The sequence below is a fragment of the Buttiauxella izardii genome (genome assembly GCF_003601925.1).
In the GTDB taxonomy this organism is placed as follows: domain Bacteria; phylum Pseudomonadota; class Gammaproteobacteria; order Enterobacterales; family Enterobacteriaceae; genus Buttiauxella; species Buttiauxella izardii.
Window position 1 is genome coordinate 55,265 of the sequence record NZ_QZWH01000031.1, and the last position, 20,918, is coordinate 76,182.

At 49.9% G+C, this 20,918-nt stretch carries 21 protein-coding genes; 12 read left to right on the forward strand and 9 right to left on the reverse strand.

The window, feature by feature from the left end; all coding sequences use genetic code 11:
- Positions 1-61: 61 nt before the first annotated feature.
- Positions 62-931, reverse strand: a complete 870-nt coding sequence (locus tag D6029_RS14375; RefSeq protein ID WP_120065408.1) for a MurR/RpiR family transcriptional regulator — start codon at positions 929-931, stop codon at positions 62-64.
- 359 nt (positions 932-1,290) lie between these two features.
- Here D6029_RS14375 and zwf point away from each other — a divergent pair, with 359 nt between their 5' ends.
- The 3 genes from zwf (at position 1,291) to kdgA (ending at position 5,613) form a co-directional block, all read left to right on the forward strand.
- Entirely contained in the window at positions 1,291-2,766 is a 1,476-nt protein-coding gene (gene zwf, locus D6029_RS14380) for a glucose-6-phosphate dehydrogenase (RefSeq protein ID WP_120065409.1), read from the forward strand.
- Positions 2,767-3,101: 335 nt separating this feature from the next.
- Positions 3,102-4,913: a phosphogluconate dehydratase gene (gene edd / locus D6029_RS14385; protein WP_120065410.1), complete on the forward strand. Its 1,812-nt coding sequence runs from the start codon at positions 3,102-3,104 to the stop codon at positions 4,911-4,913.
- 61 nt (positions 4,914-4,974) lie between these two features.
- The gene (gene kdgA, locus D6029_RS14390) at positions 4,975-5,613 is read left to right on the forward strand and encodes a bifunctional 4-hydroxy-2-oxoglutarate aldolase/2-dehydro-3-deoxy-phosphogluconate aldolase (protein WP_120065411.1); all 639 of its coding nucleotides are present in this window, start codon (positions 4,975-4,977) and stop codon (positions 5,611-5,613) included.
- A gap of 155 nt (positions 5,614-5,768) precedes the next feature.
- Here the strand turns inward: kdgA and purT are convergent, their stop codons facing one another.
- Complete coding sequence (gene purT, locus D6029_RS14395; protein ID WP_120065412.1) at positions 5,769-6,947, reverse strand: formate-dependent phosphoribosylglycinamide formyltransferase; 1,179 nt, start codon at positions 6,945-6,947, stop codon at positions 5,769-5,771.
- Between the two features lie 137 nt (positions 6,948-7,084).
- Between purT and D6029_RS14400 the strand changes: the two genes are divergently transcribed.
- From D6029_RS14400 to ptrB, 3 genes are all read left to right on the forward strand, one after another.
- The gene (locus D6029_RS14400; protein ID WP_120065413.1) at positions 7,085-7,447 is read left to right on the forward strand and encodes a YebG family protein; all 363 of its coding nucleotides are present in this window, start codon (positions 7,085-7,087) and stop codon (positions 7,445-7,447) included.
- 117 nt (positions 7,448-7,564) lie between these two features.
- Positions 7,565-8,254: a tellurite resistance TerB family protein gene (locus D6029_RS14405; protein ID WP_120065414.1), complete on the forward strand. Its 690-nt coding sequence runs from the start codon at positions 7,565-7,567 to the stop codon at positions 8,252-8,254.
- 92 nt (positions 8,255-8,346) lie between these two features.
- Positions 8,347-10,404 (forward strand): oligopeptidase B, encoded by a 2,058-nt coding sequence (gene ptrB / locus D6029_RS14410; protein ID WP_120065415.1) that lies wholly within the window; start codon positions 8,347-8,349, stop codon positions 10,402-10,404.
- Between the two features lie 7 nt (positions 10,405-10,411).
- On the opposite strand, the gene exoX is transcribed toward ptrB, so the two are convergent.
- The 3 genes from exoX to D6029_RS14425 all read right to left on the reverse strand — a co-directional run bounded on the left by exoX (position 10,412) and on the right by D6029_RS14425 (position 12,207).
- Positions 10,412-11,074 (reverse strand): exodeoxyribonuclease X, encoded by a 663-nt coding sequence (gene exoX, locus D6029_RS14415; protein WP_120065416.1) that lies wholly within the window; start codon positions 11,072-11,074, stop codon positions 10,412-10,414.
- 38 nt (positions 11,075-11,112) lie between these two features.
- Complete coding sequence (locus tag D6029_RS14420) at positions 11,113-11,844, reverse strand: carbon-nitrogen hydrolase family protein (RefSeq protein WP_120065417.1); 732 nt, start codon at positions 11,842-11,844, stop codon at positions 11,113-11,115.
- A 132-nt stretch (positions 11,845-11,976) separates the two neighbouring features.
- A complete protein-coding gene (locus D6029_RS14425) occupies positions 11,977-12,207 on the reverse strand; it encodes a DNA polymerase III subunit theta (RefSeq protein WP_120065418.1) in 231 nt (76 codons plus the stop codon).
- A 148-nt stretch (positions 12,208-12,355) separates the two neighbouring features.
- Here D6029_RS14425 and yobA point away from each other — a divergent pair, with 148 nt between their 5' ends.
- Genes yobA through D6029_RS14440 form a run of 3 tightly spaced genes read left to right on the forward strand, consistent with a single transcriptional unit; the run spans position 12,356 to position 13,976 of the window.
- On the forward strand, positions 12,356-12,730 hold the full coding sequence (yobA, locus tag D6029_RS14430; protein ID WP_120065419.1) for a CopC domain-containing protein YobA: 375 nt from the start codon (positions 12,356-12,358) through the stop codon (positions 12,728-12,730).
- Between the two features lie 5 nt (positions 12,731-12,735).
- Positions 12,736-13,608, forward strand: a complete 873-nt coding sequence (gene copD / locus D6029_RS14435; protein WP_120065420.1) for a copper homeostasis membrane protein CopD — start codon at positions 12,736-12,738, stop codon at positions 13,606-13,608.
- Positions 13,609-13,634: 26 nt separating this feature from the next.
- Entirely contained in the window at positions 13,635-13,976 is a 342-nt protein-coding gene (locus D6029_RS14440; RefSeq protein WP_120065421.1) for a YebY family protein, read from the forward strand.
- 514 nt (positions 13,977-14,490) lie between these two features.
- On the opposite strand, the gene D6029_RS14445 is transcribed toward D6029_RS14440, so the two are convergent.
- Positions 14,491-15,363 (reverse strand): transporter substrate-binding domain-containing protein, encoded by an 873-nt coding sequence (locus tag D6029_RS14445; protein ID WP_120065422.1) that lies wholly within the window; start codon positions 15,361-15,363, stop codon positions 14,491-14,493.
- 341 nt (positions 15,364-15,704) lie between these two features.
- On the opposite strand from D6029_RS14445, the gene D6029_RS14450 reads away from it, so the two are divergent.
- The 3 genes from D6029_RS14450 to D6029_RS14460 all read left to right on the forward strand — a co-directional run bounded on the left by D6029_RS14450 (position 15,705) and on the right by D6029_RS14460 (position 18,778).
- Entirely contained in the window at positions 15,705-17,195 is a 1,491-nt protein-coding gene (locus tag D6029_RS14450; RefSeq protein ID WP_120065423.1) for a SulP family inorganic anion transporter, read from the forward strand.
- 355 nt (positions 17,196-17,550) lie between these two features.
- Positions 17,551-18,078, forward strand: coding sequence for a GNAT family N-acetyltransferase (locus tag D6029_RS14455; RefSeq protein WP_120065424.1), 528 nt, complete (start codon positions 17,551-17,553; stop codon positions 18,076-18,078).
- A 55-nt stretch (positions 18,079-18,133) separates the two neighbouring features.
- Positions 18,134-18,778 (forward strand): metallophosphoesterase, encoded by a 645-nt coding sequence (locus tag D6029_RS14460; RefSeq protein ID WP_120065425.1) that lies wholly within the window; start codon positions 18,134-18,136, stop codon positions 18,776-18,778.
- Between the two features lie 14 nt (positions 18,779-18,792).
- Here the strand turns inward: D6029_RS14460 and D6029_RS14465 are convergent, their stop codons facing one another.
- The 3 genes from D6029_RS14465 to rsmF form a co-directional block, all read right to left on the reverse strand.
- A complete protein-coding gene (locus D6029_RS14465) occupies positions 18,793-18,984 on the reverse strand; it encodes a YdfD/YebW family protein (RefSeq protein WP_120065426.1) in 192 nt (63 codons plus the stop codon).
- A gap of 106 nt (positions 18,985-19,090) precedes the next feature.
- Positions 19,091-19,330, reverse strand: coding sequence for a YebV family protein (locus tag D6029_RS14470; RefSeq protein ID WP_120065427.1), 240 nt, complete (start codon positions 19,328-19,330; stop codon positions 19,091-19,093).
- Positions 19,331-19,442: 112 nt separating this feature from the next.
- Positions 19,443-20,885: a 16S rRNA (cytosine(1407)-C(5))-methyltransferase RsmF gene (gene rsmF / locus D6029_RS14475; RefSeq protein ID WP_120065428.1), complete on the reverse strand. Its 1,443-nt coding sequence runs from the start codon at positions 20,883-20,885 to the stop codon at positions 19,443-19,445.
- Between the last annotated feature and the right edge of the window lie 33 nt (positions 20,886-20,918).

The following is a 20,918-nucleotide window of genomic DNA, read 5'->3' on the forward strand; positions in this document are numbered from 1 at the left end:
AAAATTTCAAACCAACAACTTAACCGAATGACCTAAAAAGTTACAGCTTTGTTATAAAAACTTAAGTGTTTTCACCAGAGACAAACAGCCCCTTATCAAAACGCGATTCCTTGAGCGCTTCTTTGACTCGCTTCAAGTTATCTCTGAATTTTGCACCCCGGCGTAAAGTAAAGCCGGTTGCCAGCACATCAATCACCGTTAATTGCGCCAGGCGCGACACCATCGGCATATAAATGTCGGTGTCTTCTGGCACATCAAGCAATAAAGAGAGCGTCGCTTCGCGCGCTAATGGCGAACCTTCGGATGTTATTGCCAGCACGATGGCGTCGTTTTCACGCGCCAGTTGTGCAAGCTCGACCAAATTTTTGGTGCGTCCGGTGTGAGAGATGAGGACAACGACATCTTCTTCGCTGCAATTCATGCAGCTCATGCGCTGTAAAACCACATCATCGGAATAGATAACCGGCACATTAAAGCGGAAGAACTTATTCATCGCGTCATGGGCGACGGCGGCGGAAGAACCCAGGCCAAAGAAGGCGATTTTCTTCGCTTGAGTGAGCAAATCTACGGCGCGGTTGACCGCTGCCATATCCAGCGATTGCCGTACCTGGTCAAGACTGGCCATCGCAGACTCGAATATTTTGCCGGTATAGGCTTCGACGCTATCGTCTTCGTCAACATTCCGGTTTACATAAGGAGTGCCATTCGCCAGACTTTGGGCTAAATGTAATTTAAAATCCGGGAAGCCCTTAGTTTCCAGACGGCGGCAAAAACGGTTGACTGTCGGTTCGCTGACTTCAGCACTGCGGGCAAGCGTGGCAATGCTTGAGTGAATGGCATCTTGTGGTGCGGTTAGAATCACTTCTGCGACTTTACGTTCTGATTTGCTAAGGTGTTCCAGTTGGGACTGGATTTTGTCCAGCATATTCATAGGTGTCCGGCACTCATGGATTTTGTCGATTTCAACAAATGGAGAAATCGTGGCACGATTTAGCAAGAATATACTCTTGCCCATCGGTGATTGGGCAAGTTGATCAGGATAATGATGTTGTTTTTTTTCATTACATGATCAGGCTCTAACTTTAGAGATGGTATACATCGACAGCAAAACGTCAGAAAATTCCACTAAACATCGCAACAAGTGGCACTGACGGGCAAATGCTGCCCACTAACGCGATCAAATAATGGGTAGCGGTTTACCTGGATTCATCAAAAGCAGTACATTGTTCTGTAATAAAATTACACACGGGCCGGTATTCATACCGGACATCCGAAACGAGGAGACATAACATGGCGGTAACGCAGACAGCTCAGGCATGTGACCTGGTGATTTTCGGTGCAAAAGGCGACCTTGCGCGTCGGAAACTGCTGCCTTCCCTGTATCAGTTAGAGAAAGCAGGGCAAATTCACCCGGACACGCGCATCCTGGGCGTGGGCCGTGCAGATTGGGATAAAGCGGCTTATACCAAAGTTGTGCGTGAAGCGATTGAAACCTTTATGAAGGAAAAGATCGACGAAAGCCTGTGGGACAAGTTGAGCAACCGTCTTGATTTCTGCAATCTGGATGTGAATGACACCGCTGCTTTTACCAAACTCGGTAAGATGCTCGATCAGCAAAATCGCGTCACCATCAACTACTTTGCCATGCCGCCGAATACCTTTGGCGCGATCTGCAAAGGTCTGGGCAAGGCGAAACTCAACGCCAAACCGGCTCGTGTTGTGATGGAAAAACCGCTCGGGACCTCACTGGCGACCTCCCAGGAAATCAACGATCAGGTTGGCGAGTATTTCGAAGAATGCCAGGTTTATCGTATCGACCACTACTTAGGTAAAGAAACGGTTCTGAACCTGCTGGCGCTGCGTTTTGCTAACTCCCTGTTTGCGAATAACTGGGATAATAAAACCATCGATCACGTGGAAATCACCGTTGCGGAAGAAGTGGGCATTGAAGGGCGCTGGGGTTACTTTGACCAGGCCGGGCAAATGCGCGACATGATTCAAAACCACCTGCTGCAAATCCTTTGCATGATTGCTATGTCTCCGCCGTCTGACCTTACCGCTGACCATATCCGCGATGAGAAAGTTAAAGTTCTGCAATCGCTACGTCGTATTGACCGCAGCAATGTGCGTGAAAAAACGGTGCGTGGGCAGTACACATCAGGCTTTGCTCAGGGTCAAAAAGTCCCTGGCTACCTGGAAGAAGAGGGCGCGAATAAGTCCAGCAGCACCGAAACTTTTGTCGCTATCCGTGTGGATATTGATAACTGGCGTTGGGCGGGTGTGCCGTTCTACCTGCGTACCGGTAAACGTCTGCCAACCAAATGCTCAGAAGTTGTGGTTTATTTCAAAAGCCCACCACTGAACCTGTTTAAAGATTCCTGGCAGGATCTGCCACAAAACAAACTCACGATCCGTCTGCAACCGGACGAAGGTGTGGATATTCAGGTGCTTAACAAAGTGCCTGGGCTTGAGCACAAACACAACCTGCAAACCACTAAACTGGATCTGAGCTACTCCGAAACCTTCAATGAAACCCATCTGGCAGATGCTTACGAGCGCCTGCTGCTGGAAACCATGCGTGGGATTCAGGCTCTGTTCGTGCGTCGTGATGAAGTGGAAGAAGCGTGGAAGTGGGTCGATTCAATCACCGAAGCATGGGCTGCCGATAACGATGCTCCTAAGCCATACCAGGCGGGAACATGGGGGCCAGTGGCTTCTGTAGCAATGATTACTCGCGACGGGCGTTCGTGGAACGAATTCGAGTAAATCTCCGTCATCCTTCAAGTTGCAGGGGTGTTTCCTTCAAGTTGCAGGGGTGTTGGCTGCAACTCGAATGATTTAAGAGATAAATTTGGTGTTAGTTTGTAAAAACCGCGTAACAGAAGTTACTCATTTTACCGGTAACATGATCTAACACGCGTACTGTGGAAATTTTTTAATTTAAAAGCCCTGACTGGATTCACCAGCAGGGCTTTTTTATTTACACTAGCTGAAGCGATTTTGCCCTGATGGTTAGGATTCCCGCCTCTCAAAGTGAAAACAGAGCCGGCAATCATTTCCACCTGCCCAAAGCGACGGCAGCCACTTTATGAGGACCTGTTATGAATCCTGATTTGTTACGCGTAACAAAACGCATCGTTGAACGCTCCCGCCAGACCCGTGAAACTTACCTGGCGCGTATAGAAAAAGCGAAGTCAAATACCGTGCACCGCTCCGAACTGGCTTGCGGGAATCTAGCCCACGGTTTTGCGGCCTGTCAGCCAGAAGATAAAGCTGCGCTGAAAAGTATGCTGCGTAACAACATTGCGATCATCACTTCCTACAACGACATGCTTTCCGCTCATCAGCCGTATGAATACTATCCAGACCAGATTCGTAAAGCGCTGCATTCAGTAGGCGCGGTAGGGCAAGTGGCAGGTGGCGTGCCTGCCATGTGCGATGGCGTGACTCAAGGGCAGGACGGCATGGAACTGTCACTGCTCAGTCGCGAAATTATTGCTATGTCCACGGCGATTGGCCTGTCTCACAACATGTTCGATGGCGCGCTGTATCTCGGCGTGTGCGACAAAATCGTCCCTGGACTGACTATGGCAGCGTTGTCATTCGGCCATTTACCGGCGGTATTTGTGCCATCAGGCCCAATGGCGAGCGGTTTGCCGAATAAAGAAAAAGTGCGCATTCGCCAGCTTTATGCCGAAGGTAAAGTAGACCGCCAGGCCCTGCTAGAGTCGGAAGCCGCGTCTTACCACGCGCCGGGCACCTGTACCTTCTACGGCACCGCCAACACTAACCAGATGGTGGTTGAGTTTATGGGTATACAGTTGCCGGGTTCTTCGTTTGTTCACCCGGATGCACCGTTGCGCCATGAATTAACCGCAGCCGCCGCACGCCAGGTGACGCGTCTGACCGGAAACGGTAACGAGTGGATGCCAATCGGTAAAATGATTGACGAAAAAGTTGTGGTCAACGGCATCGTGGCATTGCTGGCAACCGGCGGTTCCACCAACCACACCATGCACCTGGTGGCAATGGCGCGCGCAGCGGGCATTATCATTAACTGGGACGATTTCTCTGACCTTTCGGATGTGGTGCCGTTGCTTGCACGTTTGTATCCAAACGGCCCGGCAGATATCAACCACTTCCAGGCGGCTGGTGGCGTACCGGTGCTGATGCGCGAACTGCTCAAAGGCGGCTTGCTGCATGAAGACGTGAATACCGTTGCCGGTTTTGGTCTGCATCACTACACCATGGAACCATGGCTGGATAACGGCCAACTGGCCTGGCGTGAAGGTGCAACCGCCGCGCTCGATACCGATGTCATCGCAACCTTCGAAAAGCCATTCTCTAAACATGGCGGTACCAAAGTGCTGAGCGGCAACCTTGGTCGCGCGGTCATGAAAACGTCGGCGGTGCCGGTGGAAAACCAGGTGATCGAAGCGCCAGCGGTTATTTTTGAAAGCCAGCATGACGTGTTACCTGCCTTCGAAGCAGGCCAACTTGACCGTGATTGCGTGGTTGTTGTGCGTCATCAAGGGCCAAAAGCGAATGGCATGCCAGAATTACATAAACTTATGCCGCCACTTGGGGTATTATTGGACCGCTGTTTCAAAATAGCGTTGGTCACTGATGGACGGCTATCGGGCGCATCAGGTAAGGTGCCATCGGCAATCCATGTTACCCCAGAAGCTTATGATGGTGGGCTGCTGGCAAAAGTCCGCGATGGCGATATGATTCGCGTCAACGGTCAAACGGGTGAACTGACATTGCTGGTCGATGAAGCCGAGCTTGAAAAACGCACCGCGTACCACCCGGATCTCAGCGCAGATCGTGTTGGAACAGGCCGTGAATTATTTAGCGCGTTACGCGAACAGTTATCTGGCGCGGAACAGGGCGCGACCTGCATTAAATTTTAAGGACCGGATGTAGCGATTGCTGCTCTGGAAACGAATTATAAAGTTGGTTAAGAGGCCTTAGATGAAAAACTGGAAAACTACTGCGGAACAGATCCTGACAACAGGACCGGTCGTTCCGGTTATCGTAGTAAACAAACTGGAACACGCAGTCCCAATGGCTAAAGCATTGGTTGCTGGCGGCGTGCGCGTTCTGGAAGTGACTCTGCGTACTCCATGTGCAATGGATGCCATCCGTGCCATCGCTAAAGAAGTCCCAGAAGCGATTATCGGTGCTGGCACCGTGCTGAACCCACAGCAACTGGCAGAAGTGACCGAAGCTGGCGCACAGTTCGCAATCAGCCCAGGTCTGACCGAGCCATTGCTGAAAGCAGCAACCGAAGGTTCCATCCCATTGATTCCTGGTATCAGCACTGTTTCTGAACTGATGCTGGGTCTGGACTACGGCCTGAAAGAATTCAAATTCTTCCCGGCTGAAGCGAATGGCGGTACCAAAGCGCTGCAAGCTATCGCTGGTCCATTCTCTCAGGTTCGTTTCTGCCCAACTGGCGGGATCACACCGGCTAACTATCGTGACTATTTAGCGCTGAAAAGCGTTCTGTGTATCGGTGGTTCGTGGTTGGTTCCGGCTGACGCACTGGAAGCGGGTGATTACGATCGTATTACCAAGCTTGCTCGTGAAGCCGTCGAAGGCGCGAAATAACACGTCATCCTTCGAGCCGTAGATGCGTTGGCTGCGTTCACTCACCCCGGTCACATAGTTTATCTATGCTCCCGGGGATTCGTTCTCTTGCCGCCTTCCTACGACTCGAATTATTCGTGTTATTGAATCCTCGCTCGAAAGAGCGGGGATTTTTTTTAGCCTTTGACGATTACGGCTTTGGTTGCGGAAATGGCGCGAGCAATTGCATCTTCCACGCTAGAACCCGTCGCCAGTGCGACACCCATTCGGCGTTTTCCGTTAATTTCTGGCTTACCAAACAGACGCACCTGTAAGCCCGCACCCAGCGCCGCATCGACATTGCCGTACTGCACGTTATCGCTGGTCAATTCTGGAAGGATAACCGCAGAAGCTGCCGGGCCGTACTGGCGAATATCGCCAATCGGCAAGCCGAGAAATGCGCGAACATGCAACGCGAACTCTGACAAATCCTGAGAAATCAGCGTCACCATGCCGGTATCGTGAGGGCGAGGGGAGACTTCGCTGAAAATCACTTCGTCGCCACAAACGAACAACTCAACGCCAAATAGCCCATAGCCCCCTAACGCTTTCACGACTTTCTCAGCGATTTCCTGAGAGCGCGCAAGTGCCGCATCACTCATTTTCTGTGGCTGCCAGGATTCGCGATAATCGCCATCTTCCTGACGGTGGCCGACTGGCGCGCAGAAATGCACGCCGTCAACCGCGCTGATGGTCAATAGAGTGATTTCAAAATCAAAATTCACCACGCCTTCTACAATCACTTTTCCTTTACCTGCGCGGCCACCTTCTTGTGCGTATTCCCAGGCTTGCCCTAAATGTTCGGCATGGCGCACAAAACTTTGCCCTTTACCGGAAGAGCTCATTACCGGTTTAACGATACAAGGCAGGCCGATTTCATCGACCGCTTTTAAGAATGCGGCTTCGCTATCGGCAAAACGGTAGCTTGATGTAGGCAACCCAAGCTCTTCTGCGGCCAGACGACGAATGCCTTCGCGGTTCATGGTGAGTTGTGTGGCTCGGGCGCAAGGCACTACGCGCTGACCTTGTTTCTCAAGTTCAACCAGCATATCTGTAGCAATTGCTTCAATTTCGGGAACAATGAAGTCAGGCATTTCAGCGGCAACCAGCTTTTTAAGCTCAGCACCATCGAGCATATTAATGACGTGGCTGCGGTGTGCGACATGCATCGCAGGGGCGTCTGCATAGCGGTCAACGGCAATCACTTCGATTCCGAGACGCTGACATTCAATCGCCACTTCTTTTCCTAATTCACCCGATCCTAACAACATCACACGCGTAGCTGAAGGACGAAGCGCTGTTCCCAACATTGACATAATCTGTATACCCGAGCAGAGAAAATAGACCGGCGGATTATAAACGAAAACGTTTGCGCACGCAGTTTTTTTCCCGCTTGCGGTACAGGGTTAATATCATTACACTGTTTAAATAAACAGTTAATCGGAGCTGCAAAATGGCGGTTGAAATTAAATACGTTGTGGTACGAGAGGGGCAGGAAAAAATGTCTTTTGCCAGTAAAAAGGATGCAGACGCCTACGACAAAATGCTCGACCTGGCTGAAGTTCTGGGCGAATGGTTAACCCATAGCCCGGTGACTCTTGAAGAAGGGCAAGCGGATGTGTTGGCAATGTGGATGGCAGAAAATAAAGATGTGCTCTCCACGGTGCTGAGAAGCGGTAAATTGCCAGAGCTGGAAACGGCTGATGCGGTTGATGAAGCTCAGGTTGATGAAGTCCAGGTCGATGAATCTGTCGCCGAAGAAACCGTTGACGACAAAGTCGCTGAGCACCCTCGTAAACGTACCAAAGCAGCCTGAGTTGCGCCGCGTCGGGTTACCGGCGCGGTTCTTTTCTCATCTTTAGTCTTATCAGACACTTCTTGACACCCTGTCGCTTAACCTCAGATGTTAAGTTCCTAATAAAAGGTGTCTCTTATGAGCAACTGGTTACAGCAACTTCAGTCGATGCTGGGGCAGGCAACGCAATCCGTGCAGAATCACACCGGTCAGAGTCAATCTTCACCGGGGAATAATTCTCAAGGTCTGAGCAAATTATTAGTGCCCGGCGCGCTGGGTGGCCTGGCCGGTTTATTACTGGCGAACAAATCATCGCGCAAATTACTCACGAAATACGGTACTGGCGCGCTGCTGGTGGGTGGCGGGGCGGTTGCAGGAAGCGTGTTGTGGAACAAATATAAAGACCGAGTTCGTGAAGCCCACCAGGGTGAACCGCAATTCGGGCAGCAACAATCTCCGGTAGATGTGCGCACGCAGCGTCTGGTGATGGCACTGGTTTTTGCCGCCAAAAGCGATGGGCATATTGATGATAAAGAACGCCAGATTATCGAACAGCAACTGCGTGATGCAGGCATCGAAGGGCCGGGGCGTAATCTGATTCAGCAAGCCATCGACCAGCCTCTTGATCCACAGCGCCTGGTGCAAGGCGTTAATAACGAAGAAGAAGCGCTCGAGCTTTACTTCTTAAGTTGCGCGGCAATCGACATCGATCATTTCATGGAACGCAGTTATCTGAATGCGCTAGGTGATGCGTTAAAAATCCCGCAGGATGTACGCGAAGGCATTGAAAAAGACCTTCAGCAACAGAAACTCAGTCTGCCGGGTTAATCCCGGCATTTTCCTTAAAATCCCACGTTACGCTTGCAAGGCTGTCTGAATTTGCCACCCTTACAGGGTGTTAACTCAAAAAGAAAAACGACATGCCACCAAAAGCAAAAAAAATTCCCCATACCATGATCGAGCATGGTGATACCCGCATCGACAACTACTACTGGTTGCGCGACGACGATCGCGCCGATGCGCAAGTCCTTGATTATCTTCATCAGGAGAATGACTACGGTCGTCAGGTGATGGGTACACAGCAGGCATTACAAGACCGCCTGCTTAAAGAGATGATCGACCGAATCCCGCAGCGTGATGTTTCCGCGCCTTATACCCAAAATGGCTATCGTTACCGCCAGGTTTTTGAAACGGGTAATGAATACGCTATTTATCAGCGTCAGTCCGTGATCCTTGATGAATGGGAAGAATGGAGCACGCTGGTGGACGGTAATCGCCGTGCCGCGCACAGCGAGTTTTACACCATGGGCGGCATGAGCATCACGCCTGACAACACGATCATGGCGCTGGCTGAGGATTTTCTCTCCCGCCGCCAGTACGGTTTACGGTTCCGTAATCTGGAAACGGGCAACTGGTATCCGGAAGTGCTGGATAATGTCTCCAGCAGCTTTGTCTGGGCCAATGATTCCGCCACGCTTTATTACGTGCGAAAGCATCCTAAAACGCTGTTGCCGTATCAAGTTTGGCGGCACACCGTGGGACATCCTTCTTCAGAAGATGAGTTGGTCTACGAAGAAAAAGACGAGATGTTTTACGTTAGCGTGCATAAAACCACCTCAAAACACTTCATCTTAATTTATCTCAGCAGTGCGACGACCAGCGAAGTGCTGTTGCTTGATGCGGAACTGGTCGATGCGCAGCCGCAAACTTTCGCCCCGCGCCGTAAAGATCACGAATACACGCTCGATCACTTCCAGCATAACTTCTATCTGCGTTCCAACCGTGAAGGCAAAAACTTTGGTTTGTATCGCAGCAAAGTGCGTGACGAAAACCAGTGGGAAGTCCTGATCCCCGCGCGTGAAAACGTAATGCTGGAAGGGTTCACATTGTTCACCGACTGGCTGGTGGTTGAAGAACGCCAACAGGGTTTGACCAGCCTGCGGCAAATCAACCGCAAAACTCGGGAAGTGATTGGGATTGCTTTTGATGATCCGGCCTACGTCACCTGGGTTGGGCATAATCCTGAACCGGAATCCTCACGCCTGCGCTACGGTTATTCGTCAATGACCACGCCGGACACCCTGTTTGAGCTGGATATGGATACCGGCGAGCGGCGGGTAATTAAGCAAACTGAGGTCGCCGGGTTTGATGCCAGCCATTACAAAAGCGAGCATTTGTGGGTCACGGTGCGTGATGGGGTACAGGTGCCGGTTTCTCTGGTTTACCATCGCGAACATTTCCAGCGCGGCAAAAATCCGTTGCTGGTTTACGGTTATGGCTCGTACGGCAGCAGCATGGACGCCGATTTCAGCAGCAGCCGTTTAAGCCTGCTTGACCGTGGATTTGTGTTTGCGATTGCGCATATTCGCGGCGGCGGTGAACTCGGCCAGCAATGGTACGAAGACGGTAAATACCTGAAAAAAATGAACACGTTTAATGACTATCTGGACGTGTGCGATGCCTTGCTTAAGTTGGGATATGGTGATGAAAACTTACTCTATTCCATGGGCGGCAGTGCGGGCGGATTGTTAGTCGGCGCGGCAATCAATATGCGGCCTGAATTGTTCCATGGCGTTGTCGCGCAGGTGCCGTTTGTTGACGTGCTCACCACCATGCTCGACGAGTCGATTCCTTTGACCACTGGCGAGTTTGAAGAGTGGGGGAATCCGCAAGATGTGGAATATTATCACTACATCAAACAGTACAGCCCTTACGATCAAATCACCGCACAGGCTTATCCACATATGCTGGTGACAACCGGCCTGCATGACTCTCAAGTGCAATACTGGGAGCCTGCAAAATGGGTGGCGAAGCTACGTGAAATGCGCACCGACGATAATTTGCTGTTGTTATGTACTGATATGGACTCGGGGCACGGCGGGAAATCGGGGCGATTTAAATCTTACGAAGGCGTTGCGCTGGAATACGCGTTCCTGATTGCCCTGGCGCAAAGAACCTTACCAGGGCAAGCGGGATAACGCATTATTAGCTTTCGAGATAATGCTTGAGCGTCATTCTAAGATCCGGTGCTAATTCTTTGATGTTGTTTAACATCCAACGTAAATAGCCCGGATCTTGTTCCGCAATTTCTGAAATTGGCTTGCCACGATATTTACCAAACGCCATGGTCGAAACCAACGCCGGACGACCCGTAATAGTCACCATTTGATCTGGCGTCCAGCCGGATTCATCCATAATGCGTAACAACAACGCGGCGGTAATATAGCAATCAAACAACGCGCGGTGATGATAAAGCCCGGCAGGCGTTTCCACTTCAAGTTTGAGTGACTTATATAAACCCATATTGCTGTATTTGATTCCCGGCCATAAACGGCGAGCGAGTTTTACCGTACAAATCCATTCGCTATTGGGCAATTCAGGCAGCATTCGCTGATCGAAACTGGCGTTATGTGCAACGTAAAATGGGCTGCCGTGATAGCGCGGGATCACATCTTCAATCCACGGCTTATCCGCCACCATTTCTTCAGTAATTTTATGGATTGCCATGGCTTGATGGCTGATAGGACGATCCGGACGTACCAGATCGCTCATCGGATTGACTATCTCGCCGTTGACGATATCGACGGATGCGACTTCTACCACGCCGCCCTGCAGGCCACAGGTTTCCGTATCAATAATGCGCAGCATTCTTACTCCATCATCTCTTCGCGGTGTTCATTAATGCGCTAGCGTAATGGAATGATTTCGCCATGCCAACCTTTTGCGTCACGGCGGCCGACGGCTAACAATTCGCCGTGGTCAGCTCGAACCACTAATTCACCGCGATCGTCCCAGCAGGCGCTACGCCCGGCAGAGCGGTATTTCCCGGCTGAGAATGCGTGATTCGCCAGCAGAACCGGTAAATTGTATTTATGCGCCCAACGTTGCAAATACATTTCATCTTGCTGGTAGCTCATTTCGTTGATGAACTTGCCAGTGGCGTAAAGACTCGCCCCCATTTCAGCGGCACTGCGCGGCCATGTTTCTTCATCGCTACCGGTGCTAAACCCCATCGCGACACTGCGATTATGCAACCCGACTAGTGGCGTTTGTTGGCCGGGAAGATCCATATCGTGGCTGGTCGGTTTACAACATGCGACACGTGAACCATCGGGTAAAAAACCGACGGAGCCGGGTGAAACGCCCTTTTCGCACTGCAGGGGCAGGCCCACAACAATGGTCATTTGATGTTTTACAGCGGCATGTTGCAGAGGATTAAGACGTTTATCAGTGAAGGGAAGGGCACAGGTGTGATGATTTTCTATGTTGAAACCGGTTAGGGATAATTCAGGGAAAATGAGAAGGTCTATTTGTTCGGCAACTGCACAGCGAACAAAATCTAAATGATGTGAAATATTCGACTCGAGATCATCGGGGATGGCGCCATACTGCGCCGCTGCAATATTCCAGACAGGCATACGTTCTTCCTTTATCAATCCACCTAACGACCATCATCCTATGGTCGTAACAGGTAATTCCTGTGTTTGAGATCTTAAAACTGCGAAAAATCTTAACACCATTTTTGTAAGGAAGTTTAATACGGCAAAGATTTATTTCACTTTAGGTTCGTAAGGCAAACGCGACAGATTGACCGACGCCAGGCGATGCGCAATCAAACGTTCCCGGAACCAATCTCGCAAATGCGCGGGCTGCTCGCGTTCAACAACTTCGGCGATAACCGGCATATTGTAACGTTCTTTAAACGCCACACCCGCCGCAGCAAGATCGACATTGATCTTATCCATTTCGTCCTGGGGTAAGTCAGCAAGATTGTGATTCATATTGGCCTCCAAATTTATGCCGCAAAGGTACTTGTTGAGGGGGCGGATGACAAGTCTTTACATTCATTGATAGCCGTTCTCATCTCGACTTAATCAGTGCTCAAGGTTATGCTTTCGCCGTCTCGAATAAGAAAAAGGAATAGTTGATATGGCTTTCACTCGAACTCGTCTCTTTACCATCGCTACATTATTCACGGCTCTCGCCGCTTCCGGTTCTGCTTTCGCGCATGCTCACTTAAAGCACCAATATCCAGCGGCGGATGCTGCGGTAACCGCATCTCCACAGGCGATTACGCTCAATTTCTCGGAAGGTGTTGAGGCGAACTTTAGCGGACTCACGCTGACCGGGCCGCAGCAAGCTGCGGTAAAAACGGGTACGGCAAAGCGCAATGAAAAAGATGAAAAGCAACTGATAGTTCCTGTTGAAGAAGCACTGAAACCGGGCGACTATCAGGTCGACTGGCATGTGGTGTCGGTCGACGGGCACAAGACCAAAGGGAAGTACCACTTCTCGGTGAAATAAACCGGATGTTGCCTTCTTTATATATCGCGCTGCGATTCATTCATTTCACCGCGTTAATGGTACTGCTGGGCAGTACCATTTCCTGTTCGTTATTAGCACCTCAGGCATTTAAACCGGTGCTTGCCCGCCGGATGAAATCGCTATGCCAAACCGCGGTGTGGATGACAATGTTGAGCGCAATATTGTTGTTATGCGCGCAGGCCGGAATGATGGGGAGCGGATGGCGGGATGCGATTAATCCACAAGTCTGGCTGGCGGTGCTTGGCACACGCTTCGGCTCAGTCTGGCTATGGCAGATAATGCTCGGCGTGGTGACGGTCGCGGTGCTATTGCTCAAACCCCGCACATTACAATTAATGTTGCTCATTCTGGCGGCGGCTCAACTCATCTTACTCGCCGGCGTCGGCCATGCTGCAATGCGCGAAGGTTTCGTCGGTGGCCTACAACGCCTGAATCATGCGGTACATCTTCTCAGCGCTGGCTGGTGGGTTGGCGGTTTATTGCCGTTACTGATGTGCATGCGAATGGCGAAAAAGCCGCACTGGCGAGGCGCTGCCATCGCCGCAATGATGCGTTTTTCGCGTTATGGGCATCTGGCCGTAGCGGCGGTATTGCTGAGTGGATTAATCAACAGCCTGATGATCCTGGGTTGGTCATTTCCACTGGACAGCAACTACGTGCGCTTCCTCTTGGTGAAGGTTGTCTTTGTCGCCATGATGGTTATCATCGCACTGTATAATCGCTACTGCCTGGTGCCGCGCTTTAACCGTGCGCCAACAGCAACAAAACAGTTTATCCAGTTCACCTGGCTGGAAGTCATTTTGTCGGTGGCGGTTCTCCTTGCCGTTAGCATTTTCGCTACCTGGGAACCGTACTGATGGCGTTATTAGCTCAAGAGAGACTCATGAAAAAAAGTATTCTGACGTTGCTGCTGCTGGCCTGCGCCGGCAGTGCTTTGGCAGCACCACAAATTATCACCGTTAGCCGTTTTGAAATGGGTAAAGATAACTGGGCGTTCAACCGTGAAGAGGTGATGTTAAGTTGCCGCGCGGGCCATGCGTTATTTGCTATTAACCCCAGCACACTGATGCAATATCCATTAAATGACATTGCACAACAACAAGTTGCCAGCGGCAAAACCACCGGCCAACCCATTTCAGTGATTCAAATTGACGATCCTAAACAACCCGGGCAAAAAAAGAGTCTAGCACCGTTTATTGAACGTGCTGAAAAGTTGTGTAACTAACCCTTCCTAACTTCTTCATACATAATAAAAAACCGCAATTTCCGATACACGGCTATTGCGGTTTTTGTCTAAAACGTCACCTGTAACACAGTTTTTTTCCGAACACTTTTGCGCCGGACTGGAAAAGCTGCGCCGGTAATCTATTCTTAGAAGGCAAGGCGATGTCTGCCTGCATTAATGCCAACTTTTAGCGCACGGCTCTCTCCCAAGAGCCATTTCCCTGGACCGAATATAGGAATCGTATTCGGTCTTTTTTTATCTGTGTTTTAAAACAAAAACTTAGCTGTTCGTATCCGAGGATACTTGCTCGGCATAATGAGCTTTTTGTAACAGACCCATAACAACATAAACTGCTTTTCCCGTGAATCCAACTACTTTTCGGGCATTTTTTCGGGTAATAACCGGAAGTTATTCAGGTGAATTTCTGTAATAGCTTTTCCAGAAATTCTGATTTTCGGTTTCCAGGCTTCATTAACATATTGAGTTAATATGGAAAATCCCTCTGGTATTAAACCTAAAATTGAGAGGAGTTATCATCCGTACTCTGTAGCCGATTTTCTTCGTCAATGAGCAGATCAGACATCGGCTGTTTGACGCTTTCACCGGACGGAGTGATAGGGGACATAAACCACTTGCTATATAATTTATCGAATTGTCTTGAGGTAAACAGGGTTTTTATTTCCTCATCGATAATATCTTTCATATTATATGCATCTTTGGAGACGACCAGCCCGTAAGATAAAGTTTCACCGAAACCTTCGGGACTCATTTGATAGTTTTCTCTGTCGGGAATATCAACCAGTTTGCCACGAATGATAATGTCATCGGTTAAGAATGCAGAAATGTGGTTTTCTGCCAGTAAATTAAAACCTTCATTGAAGTCTCTGACTAATTTAACTGAAATGGAATAATTAAACTCTTTATTCATTTTTGCGAGTGCAATGGCAGATGTGCCGCCACTAATGGCGCCAACGGTATGTCCCGCTAACATTTCTTCATGATTAATATTGTCAGATTTCTTCGTCAGATAATTCATTTTGGTGTAAAGCCAGGGAATGGAAAAACTCACGAGTTTGTTACGTTGCCCTGAGTTAGCGGCGACTGCGCAGAGGATATCCGCCTGATGGTGTGCGATAACGTCGAAACGGGCGGCAGTGGGGACTTTCTTCCACGTTACATTGATATCCGTTTTGTATCGCTGCTTCAGGTTTTCGACGACATCCAGACAGAGGTCAATCGCCATTCCTGTCGGTTGTCCATTTAACTGCCATGAGATAGGTTTGGTGTTATCAACCCAGGCGAGCGTGATATTTTGAGTTTTGAGAATTTTATCGAGTACGGGATCGGCAATAGCATTTTCACTAAATAGCACCATGGCTGCCAACATAAATGCACCAATCGTTTTACAATAAGTCAAATGACTAAACAAATGAAAACCCCCATTTATTAAAATGGCTAAAAATGAATAATTTTATAGTGAATTAGAAATGAACATCCTTACTATAATATCTTTGAAGTGGGTTGCCTAATATTAGTCATTTAGGTTTTATCCATTTTTACTATTTGCCACGTATTTATTCATGAAGTACTGCCCCTCTCGCCGTGCAACGAGATCATGCACTCGAAAAGAGACAGAGATCACATTAATTAGCATCCTTACTATCGTCTCTGTACAATCACGCCTGCTCAATCAAATCAATATTAAAACAAACCTGCAAAGACGAAATTATGACCACAACTCAAACTGAAACACATCGCCGGGAAAATTCTCTCGCCTATGTTTTGCGCAGTCCTCGGTTACTGGCGCGCGAATCCCTGGCGGGGATAGTGACAGCGTTAGCGCTTGTTCCGGAGATCATCTCATTTTCGGTGATTGCCGGTGTTGATCCAAAAGTTAGCCTGGTAGCCTCCATCGTATTGTGCATTTCGATGTCATTCCTGGGTGGACGTCCCGCGATGGTGACCGCTGCGGCGGGCTCGGTTGCACTAGTAATTGGGCCAATGGTGCATCTGCATGGCGTCGAATACATTTTCCCAGCCGTACTGCTGGCGGGCTTAATCCAGATTTTATTTGGTGTCACCGGGCTTGCGCGCATGATGCGTTATATCCCGCTGTCCGTGATGACGGGCTTTGTGAACGCCCTGGGGATTTTGATTTTCTTCGCTCAGGTGCCGCATATCTGGGGTAACAATCCGCTGGTCTGGGGGCTGTTTGCCCTGACGTTGCTGATCGTATTGTTCCTGCCGCGCGTATTCAAAATGGTTCCTTCTCCGCTGGTGGCGATTTTGATCGTTACCGCGTTGTGCATTGGAATGGGGTTCTCGGTGCCGACGGTGGGGGAATCCGGGCCGATGGCGGCGGGTTTGCTTGGCTTGACGGAACTTTTGGTGCCACTCAATTTCGACACCTTACGCATTATCTGGCCGTGTGCCTTGAGTATCGCTTTCGTTGGTTTAATGGAATCTTTGCTGACCGCCAAACTGGTTGATGAACTAACGGATACTCCTTCGAGCAAGCGTCGTGAATGCTGGGGCTTAGGCGTTTCGAATATTTTTGCCGGTTTCTATGGTGGCATTGCGGGCTGCGCAATGATTGGCCAGACCATGGTGAATGTGGAACTGGGCAAAGGGCGCACACGAGTTTCAACTCTGGCGGCGGGATTAGTGCTGCTGTTGCTGGTCACGGGGTTAAGTGAGTTGATGGCGAAGATCCCGATGGTTGTTTTAGCGGGAATCATGGTGATTGTTGCGGTTAAAACACTCAACTGGCACAGCGTGAAACCAGCCACGTTAAAGCGGATACCGTTGCCAGAAACGCTGGTGATGGTAACGACCGTCGCAGTCACCGTCGCGACTGGAAACCTTGCGCTGGGTGTGGTCGGCGGCGTTATCTTTGCCATGATTTTGTTTGCCCGCAGGATTGCCCATGTGGTGCGCGCTGAAAGAACACTATCAGATGATGGAAAATCCGTGCGTTATACAGTGACCGGGCCGCTATTTTTTGCCAGCAGCAATGACTTGTTCGAGCATTTTCGTTATGCCGATGATCCACAAAAAGTGATTATTGATTTATCTCAGGCGCAAATCTGGGATGTTTCAACAGTTGCCGTGCTGGACGCCATCGAAACTCGCTATCAACGCTATGAAATTCAGGTCGAAATTGTCGGGCTGGATTTGCGCAGTAGTGATTTCCACGAGCGTTTAAGCGGTAAAATCTAAAGCCAGTTATTTTGTGCTATATCGGCATGGATGAGGATTAGATGACAAAACTGTGAATCTGCCGTTACTTTTAGAAGCTCATGACTGCTAGATTAGTTTTAGTTCCAGAGTGAAACGGAGGTGCCAGAAAGTTTGAAACTGATCCTCGATAGTAAACTGGTGGAGTGCGTGGTGTAATTGTTTGCCACGATACTCTTAGGTGTATGCCATATTGAAACGCTTGAAGAAGCGAAAAAATTTGCCAGATAACTCGTATCACATCTTATAAAGGCTGCATTTTTTGCAGCCTTTTTTCATTTAATGATGGCAGAATTAATACACAGGATTCGTCATTAATAAATGAAAGGGCATCAGCATGATTACTGCAGCACCTCGCCTGGAAACAGAGCGCTTAGTTCTTCGGCATTTTACGCTGGAAGATTTCCCCGCTTTAGCGGCCTGCTGGGCAGACCCAGAGATGGTGAAGTTTATCGGTGGTGGGCAACCGCAAGGGTCGGAAATGACATGGGGCAGGTTGCTGCGTTATATCGGCCACTGGCAGGCGCTGGGTTACGGTTACTGGGCTGTTTTTGAAAAGGAGAGCGACCGTTATATCGGTTCCTTTGGTTTTCAGGACGCGCAGCGCGAATTGACTCCGGCACTTGAACTCCCGGAAGCGGGTTGGTCACTGATTCCCGCGGTTCATGGCCTAGGCTATGCGACTGAAGCGTTGAGCGTGATTTTACAATGGGCTGACCGCGAATTTACCACGCCGGTATGCTGCATTATTGATGATGACAATCATCGTTCTATTCACCTCGCAGAGCGATTTGGCTTCCAGTTCCAGCACTTTGTCACCTACCACGGTAAGCAAATCAAAATGTTCATCCGCCCCACGCGCTAACGACTGTCTCCCACTGGTTTATAATTGAGCGATAAGTAAACAAAGTGGGGGGCGTATGTATCAGCGAATTGACGGTGAGCAGTGGCGGCACGTGTTTATTGTCGGTGATTTGCACGGCTGCCTTTCCGAGTTTATCAGCCAGCTTAAACAACAACATTTTGATTACCATCAGGATCTCGTTATCTCTGTGGGGGATCTTATCGATCGTGGCGCAAACAGCGCAGGTTGCCTGGCGCTGCTTGATAGCAAGTGGTTCAGAGCGGTGAAGGGCAACCATGAAGCCATGGCGCTGGAGGCGCTCGATGAAGGCGAAGGGATGCTGTGGCAAATGAACGGTGGGACCTGGTATCAGGAATTGCCTGAAGACGTTCAACAAAATGTGCAACAGGCATTGTTGCATTGCCGTGATTTGCCGTTAGTTATTGAACTGCATACGCACGATAAGACGCTGGTGATTGCTCATGCTGATTATCCCGCTGCGCATTACAGCTGGAACCAACCCGTTGACGAGCATTTGCTGGTCTGGAGCCGTTCTCGGTTAAATGAAAATCTGCGTGGTGGCGGTGCGGATATTGACGGGGCTGATGAGTTCTACTTTGGACATACGCCGCTCAAGGAAGTCAGCCATTTTCACAATCAATATTATATTGATACCGGTGCCGTGTTTGGGAATAAGCTGACGATGGTGCAGGTTCAATAAATTACGCTGCAAAACTACAACGAACTAAATTCGTGAGCCGGTCGCCAGAAGCCATCAATAAAGTCTTCCACCGGGAAACAGCCACCATAACGGATCCGTTGCTCATCCATAGCGAACAGACATTGATGCTCGGTGTTAAAAACGTCCACCACAATATCTTCACAGCCACCGTCCAGGTAGCAAACAAACAAAACCAACGCAAACATTAACGCCCCAGGGTTACACCGTTTGGCTTAATTGTAGGAGATGTCACGGGAAGAGGGGTAATCAGACCACTTAATTAACCCGCCTGAGCGACGGGTTCATTTTGGATCAGGCAAGACGCATGATCCAGGCATCAGATTTTTGGTCGTAATGTTGACGGTAAAGGACAGAATATTCACCATCTAAGACGGCAGGAATACTGGTTTCATCATCCCAGGCATCAAGTTGCATGCACAAGTCCGGATCGGATTTACACGGGATACTTAACGTTCGATCCCCCTGTTGCTCGCCATGTAATTCAGCATCGTCAATTTCGAAGATGCCTATTCGTACGTTTGTTTTCGTCATCTCGCTCTCCTTGGGTCTGGATACATGTGGTATGACCAGTAAGGTCGCCCAATGTAGAGCGTAGACAAACGTGCAAAAACTGCAAATGATATGGCGATTATTTTTCGTTCATTCAGCCTTTGTGAGCAAACAGTTTTCCATCGCGAACCAAATCGCGCGGATAACTGTTTTTCAGGCGTGAACCGACTTTTCTCGCCAGCCCAAGTGGTTGCCCCTGATAAGTGACCACCACTTCGTTAAGTGCTGGAGCCACATCCGGGTAAATATCGCGCCCGTGATACCATTCATCAGCTTCCAGTTCCGTCAGGGCATAGGCCAGCGGCGAATCCCCAGGCACAAGGGCGATCACCGCTTCGTGCTGCCAGCGGTAGCCTTTGTTGTATTGCTCTGCCAGACGTAAACCAATACGTGAAAAACGCACCTGGCCGAAAAGCGGAACAATCTCTTTAGGGAATAACCAAATTTCTTTATCACGCAGCCAGAGTTGCTGGTCATCTTGCCAGATGATTCCTGATTGCTTTGCGGCGGCGGTGACTTCAGCGGCTTGCTTGCCGTGAAGCGGCGTGAACGGGAATTTCCCCACTTTGTAACCCGGAGCAGGGAGTGCTTCAACCGACGCCGTTTTACGCAGACGAGCCACGAAAAAGCCTTCGCAATCATAAATCTGTGGGAATACGTGCAAATAACCTTCGGCGGTAATGGCTTTGCCCGCTTCCGGGAAGAGATCGTTCAATGGGGCAATTTCAACCGCATCAGGCCATTCATCGAGTAACCACTGGCAAATCTGCTGGTTCTCTTCGCGGTTCAGCGTGCAGGTGGAATAAATCAGTGTGCCGCCTGGGCGCAAGGCATGAAACGCGCTGGCGATAAGTTCGCGCTGTGTATCGGCAATGCTGGCGGTACTTTCGGGCGTCCAGTTGCGCAGCGCGTCCGGGTCTTTACGCACCACACCTTCGCCGGAGCAGGGCGCATCCAGCAAAATGGCGTCGAAACATTCTGGTAATGCCGCGCCAAATACCCGGCCATCGAAATGCGTCAGGGCAACATTGCTGATGCCGCAGCGGCTGATATTGGCATGAAGCACTTTCACCCGGCTGGCGGAGTATTCGTTGGCCAGAATCGCGCCGTGGTTGCCCATACGTGCGGCAATTTGAGTGGTTTTTGAGCCTGGAGCCGCAGCAACATCCATAATGCGTTCAGGCTGATTGCCATCCGCAAAAAGCGCGGCTACCGGCAGCATGGAGCTGGCTTCCTGAATATAAAACAGGCCGCTTAAATGTTCGGCTGTGCTGCCTAAAGGCAAACTCTCTTCATCATCTCGCTCAATCCAGAACCCTTCTGCGCACCACGGAACTGGCGTCAGACTCCAGTCATAAGGCGCGACAAGTGTCAGAAAATCGCAGACCGAAATCTTGAGAGTATTAACACGTAGGCTACGGCGCAAAGGGCGTTGGCAATACTCGATAAAACTTTCGAGTGTTTGATCTGCCGGGAGTGCATCGCGAATAACATCAAGAAAGGCTTGCGGGAGAAAGGCGGTATGAGTGTGAGCCACAAAGGAAGTCCAGGAAAAAATGAGGGCGCTAGT